18 protein-coding genes and 1 tRNA gene are annotated in these 22,149 nt (G+C 59.8%); 11 read left to right on the plus strand and 8 right to left on the minus strand.

Features of this window, described 5'->3' with window-relative positions; all coding sequences use genetic code 11:
• The first annotated feature begins 8 nt into the window (after positions 1 to 8).
• From fabG to IPP95_04335, 3 genes are all read left to right on the plus strand, one after another.
• Positions 9 to 755, plus strand: a complete 747-nt coding sequence (fabG, locus tag IPP95_04325) for a 3-oxoacyl-[acyl-carrier-protein] reductase (GenBank protein QQS73456.1) — start codon at positions 9 to 11, stop codon at positions 753 to 755.
• A gap of 183 nt (positions 756 to 938) precedes the next feature.
• Positions 939 to 3,023 carry a hypothetical protein gene (locus IPP95_04330; protein ID QQS73457.1) on the plus strand — a complete coding sequence of 695 codons (2,085 nt, stop codon included), beginning with the start codon at positions 939 to 941 and terminating at the stop codon, positions 3,021 to 3,023.
• Between the two features lie 17 nt (positions 3,024 to 3,040).
• The gene (locus IPP95_04335) at positions 3,041 to 3,691 is read left to right on the plus strand and encodes a YdcF family protein (GenBank protein QQS73458.1); all 651 of its coding nucleotides are present in this window, start codon (positions 3,041 to 3,043) and stop codon (positions 3,689 to 3,691) included.
• Between the two features lie 242 nt (positions 3,692 to 3,933).
• Here the strand turns inward: IPP95_04335 and IPP95_04340 are convergent, their stop codons facing one another.
• Positions 3,934 to 6,171, minus strand: coding sequence for a trypsin-like peptidase domain-containing protein (locus IPP95_04340; protein QQS73459.1), 2,238 nt, complete (start codon positions 6,169 to 6,171; stop codon positions 3,934 to 3,936).
• A 407-nt stretch (positions 6,172 to 6,578) separates the two neighbouring features.
• Positions 6,579 to 8,612, minus strand: coding sequence for an excinuclease ABC subunit UvrB (gene uvrB / locus IPP95_04345; protein QQS73460.1), 2,034 nt, complete (start codon positions 8,610 to 8,612; stop codon positions 6,579 to 6,581).
• A 262-nt stretch (positions 8,613 to 8,874) separates the two neighbouring features.
• Between uvrB and IPP95_04350 the strand changes: the two genes are divergently transcribed.
• The 3 genes from IPP95_04350 (at position 8,875) to IPP95_04360 (ending at position 11,136) form a co-directional block, all read left to right on the plus strand.
• Positions 8,875 to 10,110: a hypothetical protein gene (locus IPP95_04350; protein QQS73461.1), complete on the plus strand. Its 1,236-nt coding sequence runs from the start codon at positions 8,875 to 8,877 to the stop codon at positions 10,108 to 10,110.
• Between the two features lie 17 nt (positions 10,111 to 10,127).
• Positions 10,128 to 10,289, plus strand: a complete 162-nt coding sequence (locus IPP95_04355) for a hypothetical protein (protein QQS73462.1) — start codon at positions 10,128 to 10,130, stop codon at positions 10,287 to 10,289.
• Positions 10,290 to 10,515: 226 nt separating this feature from the next.
• A complete protein-coding gene (locus tag IPP95_04360) occupies positions 10,516 to 11,136 on the plus strand; it encodes a WbqC family protein (protein ID QQS73463.1) in 621 nt (206 codons plus the stop codon).
• Positions 11,137 to 11,243: 107 nt separating this feature from the next.
• On the opposite strand, the gene IPP95_04365 is transcribed toward IPP95_04360, so the two are convergent.
• Complete coding sequence (locus IPP95_04365) at positions 11,244 to 13,415, minus strand: insulinase family protein (protein ID QQS73464.1); 2,172 nt, start codon at positions 13,413 to 13,415, stop codon at positions 11,244 to 11,246.
• On the minus strand, positions 13,412 to 14,731 hold the full coding sequence (locus IPP95_04370; GenBank protein QQS73465.1) for an insulinase family protein: 1,320 nt from the start codon (positions 14,729 to 14,731) through the stop codon (positions 13,412 to 13,414). Before IPP95_04370 ends, IPP95_04365 begins: the two co-directional genes overlap by 4 nt.
• 228 nt (positions 14,732 to 14,959) lie before the next feature.
• Here IPP95_04370 and IPP95_04375 point away from each other — a divergent pair, with 228 nt between their 5' ends.
• Positions 14,960 to 16,501 (plus strand): hypothetical protein, encoded by a 1,542-nt coding sequence (locus IPP95_04375; GenBank protein QQS73466.1) that lies wholly within the window; start codon positions 14,960 to 14,962, stop codon positions 16,499 to 16,501.
• A gap of 33 nt (positions 16,502 to 16,534) precedes the next feature.
• Complete coding sequence (locus tag IPP95_04380; GenBank protein ID QQS73467.1) at positions 16,535 to 16,816, plus strand: DUF551 domain-containing protein; 282 nt, start codon at positions 16,535 to 16,537, stop codon at positions 16,814 to 16,816.
• Between the two features lie 81 nt (positions 16,817 to 16,897).
• Here the strand turns inward: IPP95_04380 and IPP95_04385 are convergent, their stop codons facing one another.
• The 3 genes from IPP95_04385 to yaaA form a co-directional block, all read right to left on the minus strand.
• Positions 16,898 to 17,626, minus strand: coding sequence for an FKBP-type peptidyl-prolyl cis-trans isomerase (locus IPP95_04385; protein QQS73468.1), 729 nt, complete (start codon positions 17,624 to 17,626; stop codon positions 16,898 to 16,900).
• Between the two features lie 66 nt (positions 17,627 to 17,692).
• Entirely contained in the window at positions 17,693 to 18,523 is an 831-nt protein-coding gene (locus IPP95_04390; protein QQS73469.1) for an alpha/beta hydrolase, read from the minus strand.
• Between the two features lie 40 nt (positions 18,524 to 18,563).
• Entirely contained in the window at positions 18,564 to 19,322 is a 759-nt protein-coding gene (gene yaaA / locus IPP95_04395; protein ID QQS73470.1) for a peroxide stress protein YaaA, read from the minus strand.
• Between the two features lie 99 nt (positions 19,323 to 19,421).
• Between yaaA and IPP95_04400 the strand changes: the two genes are divergently transcribed.
• Positions 19,422 to 19,925 (plus strand): phosphoribosyltransferase, encoded by a 504-nt coding sequence (locus IPP95_04400; GenBank protein ID QQS73471.1) that lies wholly within the window; start codon positions 19,422 to 19,424, stop codon positions 19,923 to 19,925.
• On the opposite strand, the gene IPP95_04405 is transcribed toward IPP95_04400, so the two are convergent.
• Positions 19,913 to 20,428, minus strand: a complete 516-nt coding sequence (locus IPP95_04405; protein QQS73472.1) for a shikimate kinase — start codon at positions 20,426 to 20,428, stop codon at positions 19,913 to 19,915. The genes IPP95_04400 and IPP95_04405 overlap by 13 nt on opposite strands.
• Positions 20,429 to 20,561: 133 nt before the next feature.
• Between IPP95_04405 and IPP95_04410 the strand changes: the two genes are divergently transcribed.
• Together IPP95_04410 and IPP95_04415 are read left to right on the plus strand one after the other, a co-directional pair.
• Positions 20,562 to 21,752, plus strand: coding sequence for a hypothetical protein (locus IPP95_04410; protein QQS73473.1), 1,191 nt, complete (start codon positions 20,562 to 20,564; stop codon positions 21,750 to 21,752).
• Positions 21,753 to 21,831: 79 nt separating this feature from the next.
• Positions 21,832 to 21,904, plus strand: a tRNA-Lys gene (locus IPP95_04415).
• The last annotated feature ends 245 nt before the right edge of the window (positions 21,905 to 22,149 follow it).

Raw genomic sequence — 22,149 nt, forward strand, 5'->3', positions numbered from 1 at the left:
TTCGCCCCATGGCACTACTACAAGGCAAGACGGCCCTCGTCACCGGCGGTACGCGGGGCATTGGAAGGGGCATCGTGGAGCGCTTTCTGGAGGAAGGCGCGGACGTGGCGTTCACCTACGTGAGCAGTCCGGAAAAGGCGAACGCACTGGCAGAAGAGCTGAGCAAGGGCGGCCGCAAGGTGCTCGCGATCCATAGCAACGCGGGCGACTTCAACGCTGCACAGGCCGCCGTGGACCAAGTGGTGGAAGCCTGGGGCAAGCTGGACATCCTGGTGAACAATGCGGGCATCACGAAAGACCAGTTGCTGATGCGCATGAGCGAGGCCGACTTCGATGCGGTGATCGCCACCAACCTGAAGAGCGTGTTCAACATGACCAAGGCGGTGATGCGCACCATGCTGAAGCAGAAGAGCGGCAGCATCATCAACATGAGCAGCGTGGTGGGCGTGAAGGGCAATGCGGGCCAAGCCAACTACGCGGCCAGCAAGGCGGGCGTGATCGGCTTCACGAAGAGCGTGGCACTGGAGCTGGGCAGCCGCAACATCCGCAGCAACGCGGTGGCACCGGGCTTCATCGAGACGGAGATGACCGGCGCACTGGACGAAAAGACGGTGCAGGGCTGGCGCGAGAGCATCCCCTTGAAGCGCGGGGGCACACCGACGGACGTGGCCAATGCCTGCGTCTTCTTCGCCAGCGACCTCAGCAGCTACGTCACCGGCCAAACGCTGCATGTGTGTGGCGGTATGCTGACGTGATCCACGGAGGAAAAACCGCAGATGGCGCAGATGTGCGCAGATGATGTTGGATCAGAACCGCAACGGGCGCGACGGTCCGATACCTATCGGACGCAACGGAATGCAATGTTCCTTCAGATAGCACTCCTGCCATCATTTCCAAGATCATCAGTGTTCCTCTGAATAGCGCGATCTTCGCACCCCGTGACACTTACCACCGCTTATTCCCTTTGGCTGGCGCCGCTGTGCGTGCTGCTTGGCGCCCTTAGCGCTTGGCTGCTCTATCGACGCACGCGGGAAAGCAATGGTTGGGGCCCTGCGCTGCAATGGACCATGGGAACGTTCCGCGCGCTGGTGATCGCACTGCTGGCCTTCTTCCTGCTGGAGCCGATGGTGCGCATCCTGTTGAGGGAAGTGCGCAAGCCCGTGGTGGTGCTGGCGCATGACGGCTCCTCCTCGCTGCTGGCCACCGGTGATACCGTGGCTTTTCGCACCACCTACGCCAAGCAACTGCAAGACCTCTCCGACAAACTGGGTGACCGCTACGAGGTACGCCCCTTCACCTACGGCAGCGAGGTGAGCGATGGGCTGCAGTTCACGCAGCAGGAAGGCCAGACGGACATTGACCAGCTGTTCCGTGCGGTCTACGATCGCTTCGCCGGACCGGACCTCGGCGCGGTGGTGATCGACGGGGACGGCATCTACAACCGGGGCCGTGACCCGCGCTTGGCCGCTGAGCGCTTGGGCGTGCCGGTCTTCGCCATCGCTCTGGGCGACACCACCGTGAGGCCGGACCTGGTGCTGCGCGACGTGGAGCACAACAAGATCACCTACCTCGGCAATGAATTCCCGCTGCTGGTGCGGTTGCGGGCGGATCACCTACGTGGAAAATCCACCCGCCTCTCCGTGACCAACAACGGCAAGGAGGTGACCGGGAAGGACATTCCGATCAACGCCGATCCGATGTTGTCCGAAGTGCCGTTGATGATCAAGGCTGATGTCGCAGGCCTCCAGCGCTACACCGTCTCGCTCCGCGCCGTGGAGAGCGAAGTGAGCACCGCGAACAACAGCAGGGAGATCTTCGTGGACGTGCTGGACGACCGGCGAAAGGTGCTGATCCTGGAAGCTGCGCCGCACCCGGACGTGGCCGCGATCAAGCTGGCCATGGACGCGATGGAAGGCTATACCACCACAGTCTCCGTGTCCACGAAATTCGATGGGCACGTGAAGGACTACGACCTGATCATCCTGCACCAGCTCCCCTCCTCCTCCATCGCCATCCAGCCTTTGCTGAAGCAGATCGAGGAGCAGGACATCCCGACCTGGACCATCCTTGGCCAACAGAGCGATCTGCGCCAAGCGGCGGCCATGGGCAACGGCGTGGACATCCAAGGCGGCCGCGGCTCGTACACGGATGTACAGGCAGCCTTCGTCCCGGATTTCAGCCTGTTCACGCTGGACCCGGAGGATGCGCGCGCCTACGACCGCTTTCCACCGTTACAGGTGCCCTTTGCACAGTATTCCCTCGGCCGTTCCGCCACCGCGTTGATGACGCAGCGCATCGGTTCGGTGCGGACCCAGTACCCGCTCTTCGCGTTCCAGGCGCAGACGGCGCGGCGCACGGCGATCACCTGCGGGGAAGGGCTGTGGCGTTGGCGTTTGGCGGACATGCAGCAGAACAACACGAACACGCACTTCGACAAGCTGGTGCAGAAGACGGTACAGTTCCTGGCGCTGAAGCAGGACAAGAGCCGCTTCCGCGTGCGGGCGGAGCGGGAATTCGCACAGAACGAAAAAGTGGTGCTGGACGCGGAGCTTTACAATGCGAGCTACGAGACGGTGAACACGCCGGAGGCCACCATCACGCTAAAGGACGACGAAGGCCGCGAGTTGGCGTACACCTTCAGCCGTTCCGGCACGGGCTATCACTTGGACGCGGGCGTGCTTCCCGCAGGCCGCTACGCATGGACAGCAGGCACCACCTTGGACGGCGAGCGCCTCACGGCAAAAGGCGAATTCTTGGTAAAGCCGCTGATCGCCGAGCGGATGAACACGGTGGCCGACCATGGCCTCTGGGCGAACATCTCGGCGCGCACGGGCGGCATCGCCACTTCCCCGGGGGACATGGATAAGATCGTCAACGCAATGAAGGACCGCCCGGAGATGGCGGCCCGCTCGTACTCACACGCCAGCTTCAGCGACCTGATCGGCCTGCGCTGGCTCTTCTTCCCCCTGTTATTGCTGCTGACCTTGGAGTGGGCGTTGCGCCGAAGAAGCGGGGCCTACTGATGGGTATGGGACGATCCATGGAAACACAGAAGGTATGCCCTCGTTGGCGGCGATGCCTTCTACGGGCAGGACGCTGGGCGCTTGTCCTGCTGCTCGTGGCGGTCCTGTTCTGGCGACTGCGCATACCGATGATGGAGGCCCTCGGCGACCACTTGATCTCGGAGGACCCCGTGGCGCATGTGGATGCGGTGTTCGTCCTCGGCGGTTCCATCCTTGACCGTGGCAAGGAAGGGGCACGGATCTATGAGCGGGGCTTCGGTGATCACTTCTATTTCACCGGCGCTCCCATCCCGAGCGCGCTCGAAGCCTTGGGCATCGACAGCACCGAGGCGGAATGCACAAGGACCGTGGCTGTGGAAGCCGGATTACCCATCGGGTTGACCACGGTGCTCAACAAGGGCACCAGCACCTTCGAGGAAGCGGAGGCATTGCTGTCTCAGGCCATCGCCGACAATGCCGACACGGTGATGATCATCTCCAGCCGCTTCCACCTGCGCCGGGTGGGCTTTGTGTTCAAGGACCGCTTCCGAAAGAAGGGCATCACGGTGCTGCTGCACGGCGCGCCCTGCTCCACCTTCGAGGAAGAGACGTGGTGGAAGAGCGAGGAGGGCCTGATCATGCTCAACAACGAGTACGTCAAGTTGGCCTACTACCACTTGAAGTATTGATCCGCTCTAGCTCAGTGTCTCCTTTGGAAGACCGCTGAGTGGAAGAGTTTTGCTTACAGGAATGCACCACCTAGCCCCTCCTTGAAAAAAGGAGGGGAAACAAGTGGCGGAGCCGTCTCATCGAGAGCCTATCAGAGGATCAATTTGAGAGTCGTCTCCCCTCCTTCCTAAAAGGAGGGGTTGGGGGTGGTCCGCCCTCACTCAGGGTCTCCTTCTGAAGACCGTTGAGCGCGAGAGTTCCGCTAACGCTGGATCACCAAGCGTTGCACGGAGCGCGCTCCGGTACCTTCCGCTACCAGCAGATACGTTCCTTCGGCAAGTCGCCCAAGATCGAGATCGAGGCGTTCCATACCCGCAGAAGCTTTGCCCGTCCACACGATGCGGCCCAATGCGTCCTGAACTCGAAGATCAAGCGGGCCGGCGGTCGTGGGCAGGTACGCTGTCAACTGCCCGTTGCTCGGGTTCGGCGCCAGATGCAGGCTGCTGCCCTCCACCTCGTTGATGCCTACCCAATTCACACAGAATTCATCGCTTACCGAGAAGAAGAAGTCCCCATTGCCTTCCAGCAGGGACACGCCCAGTGTATCCAAGATCCGGAAATCTCCTTCGCCCCATTCGCAGCACATGCCGTCGCCGATGGCATCCTCCACGGTGAAGGTGTAGCAGGTGTGGGCCAGGCAGACCTCCTCATTCACCGTGTAGCCGTTCGGGCTGTTGATGTATGGCCCTCCGCTGTACACGAGAAAGCCTTCAGGTGTCTCGATCTTCCAAGTGGTCTCGGTGCCGAAACGGTCAAGATCCAACTGCACGACCCCGGTGATCCCCGGGCTGTTCACCATGAAGGTGAGGCTGTCGACGTCATTCAACGGGTTGGTGTCGCCTTCATGGTTCGGGTCCGAGACCGAGACACGCAGTTCGTGCAGGCCGCTGGAGAGATGTATGGTAGGCAATGTGACGTTCACCGTCTGCACGGGCTGGATCGCTCCATACCAAGGGATCGAACCGAGCAGGACACCGTCCACTTGGTAATGGATGTTCGCAAAAGTGATCGGCCCTTCCCCGTTGTTCTTCAACGTGACGCGGGGTGAGATGCTATCACTGTTGCAAACCACATGCGGCACCTGCGCGATGCTGGTGATGGCCGCATCCAAGGGGATCGGCACATAGGCCCCCGGATCGAAACCCTGTAGCGTATCCCCGCAGACACCGAGCCATTGCTTGATCAGCGGATAGGTAAGGTCGAAGCGGCCGAAATAGTCATTGACATTGTTGGAGCAGGACGCTTGGCCACCATAAAGTTGGCCGATGAGGTGGTGGTGCTGGTCCCAAAGGCCACTGCCGCTGCTTCCCGGCTCGGTGGTGCCGGAGGTCCATTCCGGGATGTGCCAGCAATCCGCAGGGCCGTTGCCCACATCGATGTTCTGCTGGTCGATCGGTCCGGGTGCGCTGCTGATCTTCTTGATGTCACCTGCGGGATGATGGATACAACGCACCGAATCAGGAGCCGTGCCGGTGGTATCCCAGCCGCTGAAGTAGGGTTGGAAATCCACTGGAGGGATGCTGCTAAGGCGCAAGAAGGAAGCATCCGTAGGCGAGTTTTCGAGCAATTTGTCGCAGCCCGTTACGCTGTGGTCCATGGGCGCGTTCTCCGTGGGATCGCAAACGGGGCTTTCCCAGTTGAAGACGAAGACCCACGAGGCATTGGTAGTATTGCCTTCCGTGCAGTGGTTAGCAGTGAGGAAGTAGGGAGTGCTGTCGTTGGCGCAGTTGTTCAACAGGGTGCCTGTGCATACGCCGCCGCCGAGGATCACATGGGCCACGGAGCGGATCTCCTGCCGCCAGAGATCGCCTTCCGGGCAGATGGTGTTCACGTTGCAGGGGCCACTATCGCCATAGCTCCGTTCTTCTCCCCCGCCCAACTTGCGGTATTCGTGGATCACACCGCTGATGGTGAGCTGCCCTTGGCCGGCCAACGCGGCAGGCTCGATGTACTCCACCGTGATGCGTTCACCGGCAAGCGGGATCGTGCCGAAGGCCGTATGGCCGGGATTGCTTTGGGCCGTGAAGCCGCCGAGCACTTTGCCCGCCTCGTTGTAGAGGAACATGCGCGCACCCTCCGGGATCACATAGTTGCTGAACTGCAGGTTGATGCCCAACGCCCCGGGACAATCCAACATGAGGCGCCATACGCGGTCGCCATTGGGCATGGTCCACCAGGATCCGCTGTTCGCCAGCGTGTAGTCCGTGGCATGGGTGAAGCCGAAGCGGTACGGTCCTTTGATGCCTTCGGCGGCGCGCGCGGCATCCTCGTTCATGAGCGCGGCCACGTCCACCTGCGGAAGATGCACCGCGGTCGCCGGGGGCATGCCCCGCTTCTCGGCCTTGTCCCCGTAGGGTTGACCACCGAATGAGATCTGCGCCGAAAGCGGAACGGCGAACAAAAAAGAGACGAACGATACAAGGGTAGGGATCCTGATCATGGGATAGGCTTTCAAACGGAAGGGGCAACTGTCCGAAGAATGACGTAGGCTGCGCCTCGTTAGTTGCAGCGAAAATAGGACAAGTCAACGGCAGAGATCCACAGGCCTTCAGTCCACCTTGGATGCCTTCGCCTTCTCGTCGATGAGCTTCCGCATGGCGAACAGCTCATCGCGCAACTGTGCCGCGGCTGTAAAATCTGGTCCTGGCGGGGACTCAGTGGTAGAGGGTTACGTGCGGGGCCCGGGGGGTGGAGAAGGTGGCCGGGGTGGTGGTAAAGGGGCCGCGGCCCCACCGCGGGCGTTTCTGTTTTGTGGTTTGGTTGTCCAAATATATACAAAATCTTTTCCTATTTGTGCATTAAGTGGTTCTTACTCTCATCAAATGGTCTAAAGCCTACGCCTGTCTCTTATCGCAGCCTCCGCTTATCGATCAGTTTCCGCATGGCGAAGAGTTCGTCGCGCAACTGGGCCGCGGAGGCGAAATCCAGTTCCTTGGCGGCTTTCTTCATCTGTGACTCCAGCAGCGCCGCGTTCTTTTCGAGCTGTTCGATCGGCATGTAGGCCACCACGGGATCCGCCGCAAGGCTCATGCCTTCCGGCTCCACGTAAGCCCTGCGTCCGCTGCCGTCCCCTGCGTCGATCACGGCGGTCTGCTGCATCACCGAGGCCCGGTCGCGCTTGATCTGCGTGGGCGTGATGCCGTGTTCTTCGTTGTAGGCCATCTGCTTCTCGCGTCGCCGGTCGGTCTCCTCCATGGTGCGCCGCATGCTGTCCGTGATCTTGTCCGCGTAGAAGATCACCCGGCCGTTGAGGTTCCGGGCGGCGCGGCCTGCGGTCTGCGTGAGGGAACGGTTGCTGCGGAGGAATCCTTCCTTGTCCGCGTCCAGCACGGCCACCAAGGAGACCTCCGGCAGGTCCAGGCCTTCACGCAGCAGGTTCACGCCGACGAGCACATCGAACAGGCCGAGGCGCAGTTGGCGCAGGATCTCGATGCGGTCCAAGGTCTCCACGTCGCTGTGGATGTACTTGCACTTCACGCCGTTCTTCCCGAGGAATTCCGCGAGTTCTTCGGCCATGCGTTTGGTGAGCGTGGTCACCAGAACCCGTTCGTCCTTTGCGCTGCGCTCGCGGATCTCGTAGAGCAGGTCGTCGATCTGGTCCTTGCTGGGGCGCACGTCGATCGGCGGGTCCAGCAAGCCGGTGGGGCGCACCACCTGCTCCACCACGATGCCCTCGCTCCGTTCCAGCTCGAAGTCGGCAGGTGTGGCGCTCACGAATACGGTCTGGCCGATCATGCTGTCGAACTCTTCGAACTTCAGCGGTCGGTTGTCCATCGCGCTGGGCAGGCGGAAGCCGTATTCCACGAGGTTCTTCTTGCGGCTGCGGTCCCCGCCGTACATGGCGCCGATCTGGCTCACCGTCACATGGCTCTCATCGATCACCATGAGGAAATCCTCCGGGAAATAGTCCAGCAGACAGAAGGGGCGCTGCCCTTGCTGGCGGCGGTCGAAATAGCGGCTGTAGTTCTCGATGCCGCTGCAATAGCCCAGCTCGCGCATCATCTCCAGGTCGTAGTTCACGCGCTCCTCCAGCCGCTTCGCTTCAAGGTGCTTCCCGATCTCCTTGAAGAAATCCACCTGCTTAACCATGTCCTCCTGGATGGAAGCGATGGCATCGTTCAAGGTCTCCTTGCTGGTGACGAAGATGTTGGCCGGGTAGATCGGCGATTCGTCGAGCGTCTCCAGCGTTTTGCCGTTCTCAATGCTGAAGCGTTCGATCTTTTCGATCTCGTCGCCCCAGAAGTGGATGCGCATGCCCTCGTCGGCATAGGCGAGATAGACCTCCACCACGTCGCCCCGCACACGGAAGTTGCCACGCGTCGGGTCGATGTCGCGGCGGCTGTACAGTGCGGAGACGAACTGGTGCAGCAGCGCGTTCCGCGAGATCTTCTGGCCCTTCTTCACATGCACCACGGTCTTGTGGAATTCCGCCGGGTTGCCAATGCCGTAGATGCAGCTCACGCTGGCCACCACGATCACATTGCGGCGACCGCTCAACAGCGCACTGGTGGTCGCCAAGCGCAGCTTCTCGATCTCCGAGTTGATCGAGAGGTCCTTCTCGATGTAGGTGTTCGTTACCGGCAGGTAGGCCTCCGGCTGGTAGTAGTCATAGTAGCTCACGAAGTACTCCACACGGTCGTTCGGGAAGAAGTGCTTGAACTCGCCGTAGAGCTGCGCCGCCAAGGTCTTGTTGTGACTGAGGATCAGCGTGGGCCGGTCCAGCTGCGCGATCATGTTCGCGATGGTGAAGGTCTTCCCCGAGCCGGTGACGCCCAGCAATGTCTGGTACTGCACGCCTTCGCGGGCGCTCTCCACCAGCTGGTGGATCGCCTCGGGCTGGTCGCCGGTGGGCGTGAATTCGGAGATGAGCTCGAAGGGCATGGGGAAAGGGTTGCAAATTTAACCCTTGGAGATCGGCTGACCGTATGCCCGAACTTGCAGGAGCGTAGAGGCTCCTACAAGTTCAGGGCTGTCCCAATGGGATGATGTGGCGAAGTTCTGTTACGAACGGCAACCGGCCCCTTGATCGATCATAGCTTGCACGCAGATGACCACATCATTCTTGAAGAATTTGGGAGCGGCGAGTTTGCTCCTGTTTGTCATATCGTGCCAGAACGCTGGATCAAAGGAGTTGGCAAAGGCAATGAACTACGACTTCCCCATCACCAACCTCTCGGACAGCGCCTATCCGGACGATCCGGACATCGGCCACCGGGCGAGCGGATATGCGGAACCCTATTTCAGCACGGGCGAGATCCAAGCCCGCGACAGCTCGTGGTCCATCGCTTTCCATGGGCTTAACGGGGACACTGTGACCATCGGGCACCTGCGGTTCGACCAGTTCATCCCCACGTTGCCGAACACGATCAAGGAAGACCCTTACCTGAGCCTGCTATCGCTGGTGAACCAGGAATGGAACAGGAACCAAGTGCGCTTCGGGGGAAAGGAATTCACCTCGACCAACAAAGCCATCGTGCGGGTTGATCTGGCGCGGAATTGCCTTAACGCCTACTTGTGGGAAGTGATCCTGTACGCGGATCAAGATGGCGAACAACTGCCCTTGGCACACGGTTGGTTCAACTTCCCGAAGCCGCTCTATGCCGAATTTTTCCAACGGTTCAACGGAGTTCCTTTCAGCACGTATGCGAAGTCGTTGGAGAATTGGGTCGATCCGCCTTCGAAGCCAGTGGACCTGGCTTTGCTCCGCACGGTGATCGACACCATGGGGACCACCTTCACGGATTCAAGCGATAGCATGTATCCGCTCGCCGGGGCGCGGAAAAAGAAGTTCAAGGAGATCATCCGGCCCTTCCCCTTCCGCACCATGCGCGACCTGCAAAGCGACAGCACGCAGTTCGCGACCTTTTCGCCACCCGGAATGTACAACCGGAGCGATCCGCGGCATACGGAACTGGGGCGGTTATATCACCTTAAGAACATCATCGCATTGAATGTGAAGAGCCGGATCGACGGTGAAACCTTGCAGGAACTGCAGCTCACCTTCCTGGACAGTTCCGGAACGCGGAAGACCCGGCTCATCATTGGCGGCATCGACCTCGCGTCCATGCCGGAACTCACGACCGCAAATGCCAACAACGGCTGGAAGGCGCCCATGGGATTCTCCACCCATACCTTTTACGAGACCTACGCAGAGCACGAACAATGCCGAACGGCCACCAACCCGTACTACGCCTTCATCGCCGATGCGGACGGCAATTGGTTGGACAGCCATAAGATCGGTGTGGACGGCCCCTTGATGCACTTCTCGGATACCGGCCACAAAGAGCTGGAGGTTTGGTTGCTCTCTTTCGAACGGCATGCGTTGATAGCCCATTTTGACATCCGCTTCGATCGGTCTCCAGCTCTTCCGGCTTCGTAGCCGCTTATCTTCACGCCATGTTCCTCAAGCGCATCCTCTACTACCTGAACCCGGCGACGCTCTTCGGCAGGTCCGAGAACAACGTGAACCTGCGCTTCATGCACGGCATCAACCGCATCAGCATCCTGATGTTCTTAGCGTGCTTGGTGGTGCTGGGGCTGCGGGCTTTCCTGCGGTAAGGGGCGTGGCTGCGGTGAATTCAGGAACGGTCCGTACAGGGCCAGATGCCCATTCCTCTATGGCCTTTGGGACTTTAGCATCAGTGGTCGATGACACTGTATCCGGATGGTGCCGGCTTTGCGGGAAGCTGACCGGACCGATCACAGGGATTCCATGTGCCCTCCTCATAGCCCGGATCCGGTAGAAAGCCGATAAACAAGGCAAAGGCTTCGATCTTTGTGCGCTATGGACCCGGCCCCGCTCTTTTCAGCATTCTACTTCGGTACCGTGGATCATTACCGCTTGATCGCGGGGAGCAAGCGTATCCTGATCGATGTGGGCGAGCACTATGAACGCCAGAGCTACCGGAACCGCACGGGTATCATCGGGCCGAACGGGCGGCAGGACCTGCTGGTATCGATCGATCGGCGCAGCGGGGAAAAGATGCCGATGCGCACGGTCGGGCTTTCCTATGCGGAGCATTGGAACCTACAACACGTGCAGGCCATCCGGAGCGCCTACGGCCAAACACCGTGGTTCATCCACTACATGCCCGATGTGGAGGAACTGCTCGTGAAGCGCTATGACAAGCTGATCGACCTTGACTTGGCCACGATGCACTTGGCGCTGAAATGGCTTCGGCTGCCGGTCGAGCTCGATGTGCAAGAGACATTCGTCGAGGACCTGACCGGCCTGGCGGACCATCGCAATGATCTTCATCCAAAGAAGCTATTACCCATTGAAATGAAGGCCGTCCCGAACTACACGCAGGTCTTTGCGGACCGACATGGCTTCGTAGGCCGCCTGAGCATCCTGGACCTGGTGATGAACACAGGACCGGATGCGGGAGCGGTTTTGAAAAGTTGAAAAGCTGAACCTGAAAAGCTGAAAAAGGACGAACAAGGTCGCAGTCGGCAGCAGCAGTTGGCAGTGGCAGTAAGCAGCCGTCCTATCACCTACCACCTACAACCTCCTTACTCCACGCTGAACACGGAATCGGCAATGCCTTGGTTCACGCTGATCTTTGTAGCGGTCAAGGTCATGTCCATGCCTCCCTTCTGCTTGAGGGTGTGCGGGAACAACACGCCGCCTTCCGGTGCGTAATCGGCATAGTCGGTGATCACTTGGAAGCCACCGGCACCTTCCTGAGATTGGAACTCCTTCTTGCGGATCTTCAAGCCGGAGGTGGTGTCGTAGTACTCATCGAACTGCCCACCGGCCAGCGTTTTCACGTTGAGGCGGTAGGCTTTCGCTCCATCGATGTCCACGATGCCCATCAGCTTGGCGACCTGCTCCATTTCGGCATAGTGCAGCTCCGGGAAGGCATACGCACTACCGCGCACCTCATCGAGGTCGGTATCGATCAGCTCCTTTTCGCCCCCCATGCCGCTCACCTTGCCCCGTTCCCCGTCGAACACAAGCTTCTGGAGGAGCATTTCGCCCATCTTCATTTCCATGGCATACTTGTTCGGCACTTTGTTGTATTCGGTCATCGTGGCGTCCATGCCTTGCACCTTGGTGGTGTATTCCTTCTTGAGGTCTTTCACCTTCTCCACGGCCTTGCCACCGATCGCCTTGATATAAGCGTCCATAACAACCTGTGCGGTCATGCCTGCCGGTGCCGGTGTGGCCCCTTCGGTCCTGTCCTCGCGGACAATGTCCCCGTTGACGTCATACAGGAAAACACGTCCGATGGTGCTCAAGGGCTTCAGCTTTTCCGCCACCTGCTCCTTGTCGCCCACCACGAGGATGGTCGCACTGTCGGGGTGCATGAAGCGCTCAGCGGCTTTTTGTACATCGGCCACGGTCACCTTGTCCAGGCGCTTCAGATAAGTCTCATAGTGGTCTTCTGGCAGGTCGTTGAGGTATGTGTTCAGCGCGAAGCGCGCCACGGTGCGGGGATCTTCCAAGGCACGCGCAAAGCTGCCGGCCATGTTGTTCTTCGCCAAGGAAAGTTCATCCGCGGTCACGGGCGATGTGCGGATCTTGGTGATCTCGTCCATGATCTGTACCGCCGCGCTGTCGGTCACGTCGTTGCGCACGCTGCAGCCTGCACTGAAGCTCCCGCACCAGCGGTCCGCATCGAGGCTTGAATAAGCCCCATAAGTGTAGCCTTTGTCCTCCCGCAGGTTCTGCATCAGGCGTGCGTTGAAGACACCGCCACCGAGGATGGTATTGAGCACCTGGGCCTGTGTGGCCATGGGGTCGTTCGGCTTCAGGTCTACGGGGAAGAGCACCTTGATCACGCTCTGCGCGCTCCCGGGGCGGTCCACGAAGGCCACACGCACATCCTTCGGCAGCCTTGGTTGTGCGCCCGCCGGTATGATGGGGCCAAGATCCTTTACCACGTCATGGCCCTGCTCGTCCTTGGTGACAGGCACCTCGGCGCCCTTCCACGTGCCGAAGTATTTCTTGGCCATGGCCTCTCCTTCCTTGGCGGTGATGTCGCCGACCAGTACCAGATAGCCCTGCTTAGGCTGGAAGAAGTACCGGTAGTATTGGTATACGTCGTCGCGGTCGGCCTTGCCCATGGTGGCCTCGGTGGTCACTTCCCCATGGGGATAGTTCTTGCCGAAGGTCAGTGCATGCCCTACCACGGAGGCGATCTGGTCCGGGTCGTCCGCGCGGGCACCGATCTGGGACATCATCCGGGTCTTCGCCTTCTCGAACTCGTCGTTGGGGAAGTTGGCACTGGAGACGACCTCGTACAGCAGGTCCATCACCTGCGTGAAGTTCCGCTTCAGGCTGCTGGCGTAGATACCGTCATTGGACCCGGCCAACTGGGCACCGAGCCCGTCCACCAGTTCATCGATCTGTTCCTTGCTGTGCCGTGCGGTCCCACTGGTGAGGAGCTCGCCCACGAGGTCTTGGTAGCCTGCGATATCGCCCTGCATGATGGGCGGGATATCAAAGCGGACCTGGGCGGTGACGATGGGGATCTTATGGTTCTCCACGATGATCACGCGCATGCCGTTATCCAGCAAGAAGCTTTTGTGTTCGCCGAGATGTACCTCGGGTGCCGGTCCTGCCGGAGGAGCTTTTGTACGGTCCACTTGTGCGGTCATCACGGCCGGTGTAAGGAGGGTTGCGGCCAGCGCAAGGGTATGAAGCAAGGGGCTTTTCATGGTCTTCCGTTGGCGGTTCATTTCTTCTGGTTCATGGGCAGGTAGTACAGCACCACCCGGTTCTCTGGGACGAAATATTTGCGGGCGACCCGTTGCAGATCGGCGGCGGTGACGGCGAGGTACTGTTGCACCTCGGTGTTCACCTTGTCCGTTCCGCCCAGGAACGTGTATGCGTTGGCCAAGTTGTTGGCGATGCCGGCCACGCGGCTGTTGTCCGTGGCATGTTCGGTCTCGATCTGCACTTTCAGCTTTTCCAGCTCTGTCTCAGGCACCGGTTCATCCCGTACCGCGGCGAACTGGCGGTCCATGCTGGCCTCAAGGCTGTCCGGGGCCACTCCCATATTGGCCACGGCAAAGGCAATGGCCAAGCCGGGGTCTTCGAAAGGAAGGCTGAACGAACCCACGAAGACCGCCTTTTGCTCGGCGTCCTTCACATTCTTCACCAAGCGGCTGCTGTTGCCATTGCTCAGCAAGCGGTTGAGCATGTCCACGGCATAGAAATCGGAGGTTCCGAGGGCTGGTATCCGATAGGCCTGTACCACGGCGGGCAACTGGATCTTATCGAAGACCGTGTCCCGGACCTCCCCTTTCATCGACGGCTCAACCACCTTGTTGCGTGCGATCTCGCCGCCCTTGGGGATGCCTTCGAAATACTTCTTCAGATCCGTTGTGGCCTTCTTGGGGTCAAAATCGCCTGCCAGCACAAGCACGGCATTATTGGGCACGTAGAAGGTCTTATAGAAATTCTTGTAGTCCTTCTCGGTCGCCGCGTTCAGGTCCTCCATGTAGCCGATGGTGGGCCACTGGTACGGATGTTCGGTGTATGCGCGCTTGAGCACTTCCGGAAGGATGCTCCCGTAGGGCTGGTTCTCATAGCGCTGGCGGCGCTCCTCCTTCACCACCTCACGTTGCGTTTCGATGCCCTTGTCCTCCACCTTGGCGTGCATCATGCGTTCGCTCTCAAGCCAAAGGCCCAGGTCCAATTGGTTGCTGGGCAGCACTTCGTAGTAGTAGGTGCGGTCCCCGGTGGTGTTGGCATTGAGCACACCGCCTGCCTTCTCCACGTATTTGGCGTATTCGCCGCGACCGATATTGTCCGATCCCTCAAAGAGCAGATGCTCGAAGAAGTGCGCGAACCCACGGCGGTCCCGGGCTTCGTCCTTGCTGCCCACGTGGTACATCACGCCCACGGCCACGATGGGGGTGCTGTGGTCCTCGTGGAGGATGACGTGAAGGCCGTTGGGCAGGTCGAACTCGCTGAATTGGATATCGCGGGTCTGGGCCACGGCGGTGATGGATGCCATCGTACAGGCTGTTAGAGTGATGATCGTTCTCATGCGGTTGTGCCTTGGTAGCGGGAAGGGGCTGCGAATGTATGATTCGTCGCCGATGGCGGACAGGCCCGTGGAGCAACGGCGAATGGGCGTGGTGAACGGTTTGATCTACTTCTCCTCGCTACCCTTCACATCATTTCCGTGAATTCCCCAGGCGATCACCAACTTCGCGGGCAATATCTTGCTGAACCCGCACCGATCGGCTTGCGTACAACGTGCCGCCTGCCCGGAATGCCGAACACGATATCCCCACCGATGATCGACCGCTTGCTGACACCTGCAACGGTAAAGCTGATGCGAGTGCTCACGGTCCGCTTCGGTGAGCGCCGTTTGGAGGTGCTTGCCCTGGGCGAGGCCCGGATGGCGGCTCTGCGGAACGGGGAGATCGATCTCTTGGCGGGCACAGCACGGATCCGAAAGACGGAATGGCAGGTGGACCCAGTACCGGCGGAATTGCTGGAACGCCGGGTGGAACTGATCGGCGGATGCAGCCGCAGAGAGCTCATCGAGGGCCTCAACGCCGGGGCGAAGAGCTATGTGGCCGACCTCTGGAACATGACGCCGAACGAGCCTGGCGCCATCCTGCGTGCGCATAAGAACATCGAACGCGCCACGGACAACCGGCTTGCTTATGTGGCCAGTGACGGGGACCGGGTGCGGATCAATCCCAAGAGCATTTCTCGGCTGATGATCGTCCCCCGGCCGATGCGGGCGATGGACCATGTGATGGAAGGGTTAGGCGGGCCGGTCCCTGCGGCCTTCTTCGACCTGGCCCTGCATGCCCAGCTCAATGCTGAAAAACTGCGGTTGCGGCAAGGAGGCATCTACCTTTATCTGCGCGGCCTGCATGGCCACGAGGAAGCCCGGCTGTGGAATGACCTGTTCAGCTTTCTTGAGACCCACCTCAACATGCCACAGGGCAGCTTCAGGGCCACAGTAATGATGGACAGCCTTGCCGCGATCTTGGAGGCGGACGAGATCCTGTTCGAGCTGAAGCACCATTCCGCAGGTCTTTCATTGGACCCGCAGGCATACGCCGCCGACCATCTGGAGTTGTTCAGTTCACCGGACCTGCCCATCCTACCGGACCGCGAGCACATCGGGCTAAATGCGAAATTCCTGCATAGTGCAAGCCTGAAGACCATCAGCATCTGCCATCGTCGACAGGCACATGCCATGGGCGGGTCGGCATTCATCCTGCCACCGGACACGAACGGCGTAGTGAAGCCCGGCTACTTGGAGATGATAGCCGACAAGGAACGCGAGGCGGTGGACGGCCATGATGGCACCTTGGTGGGCCACCCCGGCTTAGTGAACCCCGCGATGACCGAGTTCAACAAGAGCATGCCCCGGGCACATCAGATGTACTATCAGCGCCCGGACCTTACTACCCCGGAACTTCTGGTGGAGCCCCCGACGGGCGCATTGACCACCGAAGGGATCCAACGCTGCATCCGGACGGTGATCAAGACGCTTGTCACCTACCCGGAGAGCCAAGGCCTGATAACCCAAGGCGGTGCGCTGCACGACCGATCCTCGGTCCGGCTGTCCACCCTCTTGATGTGGCACTGGACCCGGAGCAAAGCCTGTTACATCACGGATACCGGCCTGGAAATACATGAGGACGTGGTGAAATACATGATCCGCAAAGAGGGCGAGAAGATGTTCGCGAAAGCCGCTCCGGAGATACGGGAGCGGTCCAGAGCGGCCGTAAAGCACTTCACGGAGACGGTGCTCTCACCGGAAGTACCACCCGATCTATTAGGTGAATAACGCCATCGGAATGACCTGTTCGCCGTCCTTGATATGAGCCAGCCCTGGATCCCGTGCACGGAACGCCTCCCGGCCGATGGCCAACGTGTGCTCTGCTGGTTGCCCGGCAATTCCGTGCATTTGCAGGGACTCGCGGAAAAAGAGGAACGCAACGTGGTGATCCTTCGCTTCGCCGAGGATTGGTTCATCAAGAACCCCAGCAAGACCGGCAGAAAGACCCACCGCCATTTCTGGTTAGGCGAAGGGAGCAGCAATTGCTTCTTTGAGCAGGTCACGCATTGGAAAGCGCTGCCGGATGGCCCTGGCACCGTGTGACCCCGGACCCGCGTCGCACAGGACCTGAAAACCAAAGAGGCCCGGATCGCTCCGGGCCTCTTTGCAATACGATGGATCAGCTTACTTATTAGTCGGGATGCTCAGGAGTTCCAGTTCAAAGACGACCACATTGTTCCCCGGGATATCCTGACCTGCTCCTCGTTCACCCCATCCCAGTTCGCTCGGAATGTAGACCTTGAAGCGGGAGCCGACGGGCATCAGCTCCACAGCTTCCGCCCAACCCGGTACCACATCCTGTAACGAGAAGGTGGCCGGCTGGCCATGCTTATAGGAACTGTCGAACTCCTTGCCATTGAGCAAAGTTCCCTTGTAGTTGACGGTAACACTGTCCGTGGCGACAGGCTTCGGACCCTTGCCCATTTGCAGAACCTCATACTGAAGCCCGCTGGCGGTGGTGGTCACACCTGGCTTCTTGCCGTTCTCCGCCAGAAAGGCTTTGCCGGCCGCAAGGCTTGCATCGGCTTCGGCCTGCTGCTTGGCCATCACTGTCTTTTGGGCCTCCATCATATAGGCCTGAACGATCGCCTTCACCTTGTCGGTGCTGATCCGCTCGGTGCTGTCCATGGCGTCGCGCATGCCAGAGAACAGGGCGTCCATGTTCAACGAATCCAGTCCGGACTGCTTGAGGTTCATCTGGAGGTTGTGTCCCACATCGCTGCCGATGCCGTAGCTCACCGAATCACGCGTGGACTTCAGTTCCACGGTGTGCTCTTTTTGGCCGGTGGCTTGATTGCCACAAGCGCTCAACAACACGGCAAGTACGGTGAAAAGAGAAAGTTTGAGGTTCATGTTATCTTTTTATTCTGGGGCGCGAAGGTACATTACTACTGGTCCAATGGCATCGCTTTGCGATCCTTAACGGGCCGGGGCAGGACCGCGGTCCATGGTCAAAATGGTCCGGAGCTTTTTCCGGAAACGCGGATAGCCCGCCAGATCGCTGTGGTAGCCCTTGGAAAAGGTGACCAGCTCGCGGTGTACCTCCACGGGGATGGAAGCATATAGGCGCAAGGCACTGCTATAAGGGACCAAAGGGTCGCGCTTGCCATGGAAGATGAAGACCGGGCATTTTACGCCCTTGATCGCCACATCGCTCCGAAAGCGGTACTTCAGCAACCAGCGGTATGGCAGGATGGCGAGATAATGGCGGGCCACGTCCAGAAAACTGGCATAAGGGGATTCCAAGATCAGCGAGCGGGGGGACCGTGCGGCGGCGATGGGCACTGCCATCCCGGAACCGAGAGACCGGCCGTAGATCACCACATTCCCTTCACCGTAAAGCTCCGCCAAGCGGTCGAACCAGGCGAGCGCATCCGCGTGCAAAGCCGCCTCCGAGAGCCTTCCCGAGCTCTTGCCATAGCCCCGGTAATCCGGCATGAGCACGGCATGGCGCAGGGTGGTGAAGCGCGGGGCCCGTTTCCCCCACCGTCGCAGGCTTCCTGTGTTGCCATGGAGGTACAGCACCGCCCCTTCGGGCTTCGGCACCGTAAAATGCAGTGCATGCAGGACTGCCCCGTCCGGCCGTTCCATCCGCAGTTCCTCGAAGGGCTGTGCAAAGTTGAAATTGAACCGCTCTGGCAGAGTAAAGCGGACGAAGATGAACTTCTCCTGAAAGACCCAATAGAACAAGCAGATCCCCGAGTAGGCCAGCAACAGCAGGCCAAGGGCGGAAAGGATGAAGAGTGCCACGCTGCAAAATTACCCTACCAAGGTCCGGAACGCTAAAAACTCACCGCACAAAAAGCCAATCATTGGCCGAGCCGCCCTTCGGATCGAACCTATAACCGTCGCCATCGTAGTGTTTGAGGCCCTCCGGCTCCACCAGCCGGTGCTTGATGATCCAGCGGCACATCGCCCCGCGCTGGTGCTTGGCGTAGACCGCCACCATCTTCAGCCCTTTGACCGTATGCTCTTTGAATACGGGCGTGATCACCCGGGCAGCGAGCTTTTCGGCCCGCACACTTTTGAAGTATTCGGCCGAGGCGAGGTTCACCAGCACCTTCTCCCCGTTCTTCCGCAAGGTCGCGTTCAATTCCTCAGTGATGCGATCCCCCCAGAAGGCATAAAGGTCCTTCCTGCCCCGGCCCATCGAAAGCTTCGTGCCCATCTCCAGTCGGTGAGGGGCGATGATATCCATGGGCCGCAGAACCCCGTACAGGCCGCTGAGCATGCGCAGGTGGCGCTGTGCGAAACGCAGGTCGGCGGTATCGAGCGTCTTCGCGTCCAGGCCGCGGTAGGCTTCGCCATTGAACAGCAGCGCTGCAGGTTTCTTCAGCGGTGCGGAAGCCCATTCCTGATAGCGCGCATTGTTCAACGCGGCCAGCTCCGGGCTGATGTCCATGAGCTTTTTCAGCCGTGCCGGGGAAAGGGTTTTCAGCTTCTCCGCCAATAGCGCGCTTTCCGACGCAAAGACGGGCGTGGTCGTAGCGCGCATGATTGAAATGGGCGTTTCGTCCAAACTCTTAGCGGGGGAAAGAACAATGAGCATGACGGATGAAGCGAGGGTTTGCTGAAAGTACAAAGGACGCTTCACGCGCGATGTCCACCAAATCACCGCCGGTGCGCACTTGCCATTTACTTTCGGCCCATGGCCGCCGAACGCACCGTGGTATTGGAACACGACCGGATCCAGCGCAAACTGCGCCGGATGGCGTTCCGCCTGTACGAGGACAATGTGCATGAGACCGGTTTGGTGCTGGTCGGTGTGGCACCACGGGGAGCCAAGCTGGCCGTGCGTATCAAATTGCTGCTTGAGGAAATATCCCCGTTGAAGATCGACCTGCTCGAGCTCGCGCTGGATAAGGACGATCCGTTGAACAAGCCCGTTCGGTTCAACGTGAAGGACGGAGAGCTGGACGGCCGGGTGGTAATACTCGTGGATGATGTGCTGATGAGCGGACGCACATTGATGCATGCGGCGGCACATCTGGTGAAGTCCCCATTGAAGCGGCTGACCACCGTGGTGCTGGTGGACCGGCTGCACCGGGCCTACCCCATCCGTGCGGACATCGTGGGCCTCACGCTCAGCACCACCTTGCAGGAGCACATCAGCGTGGAACTGGGAAAGAAGGACACCGTCTACCTTTCCTGAAGGCCGAGCATCTCCGCCATCTGCTTTGCGGTTTCGGCAGGCGTGCCACCGCCCGGCACATGCACCGGGGCCCGCCGGTATTTCGGCTCCCTAACCAGCATCAGCTCCTTGATCCGATCGCTCAGGGCATCGTCCTTCAGTCCGAAAAGCAAGGGCCTGTCGCCACCGGAGCGCCGCGCACGTTCCACCAGGATCTCATGTGGCACGTCCAGATACACCACGGTGCCCGCAGCGAGCATCCGTTCCATGTTGTCCGAGGCCATGGGCGTTCCTCCCCCGCACGCCACCAGCACATCCTCCTCCTGCAAGAGCTCGGCGAGCACTTCGCTTTCCACCTCCCGGAATTTGGCCTCTCCGTGCTGCTTCATCCACGGCAGGATCGGGCCGATGCGCTGCTCGATCACCCGGTCGATATCCGCGAACCGGCGCCCCGTCATGGTGGCCAACTCGCGCCCCACGATGCTCTTGCCGCTGCACATAAAGCCGATGATGAACACGCGCATGGGGACAAGGTAGGAACGGTATCGGGTACTGAGTACAGGGTCTGGGGTACTCCAGCCGTACTGCCGGCACCCTGTACTCGGTACTCAATTCTACCCAGTACCATTCCAACCAGCAACACCGATCTTCGCGCCGATGAAAATTGTTGAGGCCACTGAAGGAAAGGCTCTGCACGACTGGATGCGCGTGCCTTGGAGGATCTACGCCGACGACAGCAATTGGGTGCCGCACCTGAAGCAAGACGTGGAGAAAGTCTTCGACCCCGGGAAGAATAAGCTGCTGCAAGCCCGCAAGGACCGCAAAGCCGGTGCGATCAAGCGCTGGGTGCTGTGTGATGATGCCGGTAAGGCCGCAGGGAGGATCGCGGCGTTCATTGACCCCAAAACGGCTTGGACCGACAAGCAGCAACCCACCGGCGGCTGCGGCTTCTTTGAGTGCATCGACGACCAAAAAGCCGCCGACCTGCTGTTCGACACCGCCCGCGATTGGCTGAAGGCCCAAGGCATGGAGGCCATGGACGGCCCGGTGAACCTCGGCGAGCGCAACATGTTCTGGGGCCTGCTGACCGAGAATTTCACGGACCTACCCATCTACGGCACCAACTACAACCCGCAGTATTACGTGAAGCTGTTCGAGGCCTATGGCTTCCAGATCTACTTCAAGCAGCTCTTTTTCAAGCGTTCCGCCATCACCCCGGTGCAACCCATCTTCCATCGCAAGTACCAGCAGTTCGAGGATGACCCGGACATCACCGTGCGCGATGTTCGGGGCATGACCCCGGAAAAGCTCGCGGAGGATTTCCGCACCGTGCTCAACGCCGCCTGGGTGGACCACGAGAACTTCAAGCCCATGCCGAAGGAGGTGGCGTTGAAGACCATCAAGCAGATGAAGCCCGTGATGGACCCACGCATCGTCGTGTTCGTCTACCACAAGGAAAATCCCATCGCCTTCTTCGTGAACCTGCCGGAGCTGAACGAGATCTTCCGCTACGTGGACGGCGACTTGAACTGGCTTGGCAAACTGAAATTCCTTTGGCACAAATGGAAGGGCACGGCCAAGACCATGACCGGGATCGTGTTCGGCGTGGTGAAGGAATGGCAGGGCAAAGGCGTGGAGGGCGTGATGATCGTCCACCTGAGCAAATGGTTGATGGAGACGGGCCGCTACGATGACACGGTGCTCACCTGGATCGGTGATTTCAACCCGAAGATGCTGCGGGTCTGCGAGAGCCTTGGCGCCACCAACTACAGGACTTTGGCCACGTTCCGCTACCTCTTCGACCGATCAAAGCCCTTCGAGCGGCTGCCCTTGATCGCGAAGAATTGAACAGGTGTTTGCCGAAGTGGACCGGATGTTTACCTTCGCGCCCTCAAATCGCAGAACACCCTTGGTGGGAAGCGTTTTTGATCCTGTAGCTCAGCTGGTAGAGCATTACACTTTTAATGTAAGGGTCCTGGGTTCGAGCCCCAGCGGGATCACAGAAACCTCGGCTTTTCGCCGGGGTTTCTTCTTTTCAACAGGGGGCAAGAAGTTTATCCCGGGCGACGAAGGAATCGGGAAGCCCCAGCGGGATCACAAAGACCTCGGTGAAAGCCGGAGTCTTTGTCGTTTATGGAGAAACCGCTGACCTTGCTTCGCCGAAGCGGCAACGCGAAGGCGCGTGGACGCGGATGAACGCAGGTCCAGACGTGATTTTTTGACAGGATTACAGGATTGACAGGAT

Source organism: Flavobacteriales bacterium (assembly GCA_016700415.1).
In the GTDB taxonomy this organism is placed as follows: domain Bacteria; phylum Bacteroidota; class Bacteroidia; order Flavobacteriales_F; family PHOS-HE28; genus PHOS-HE28.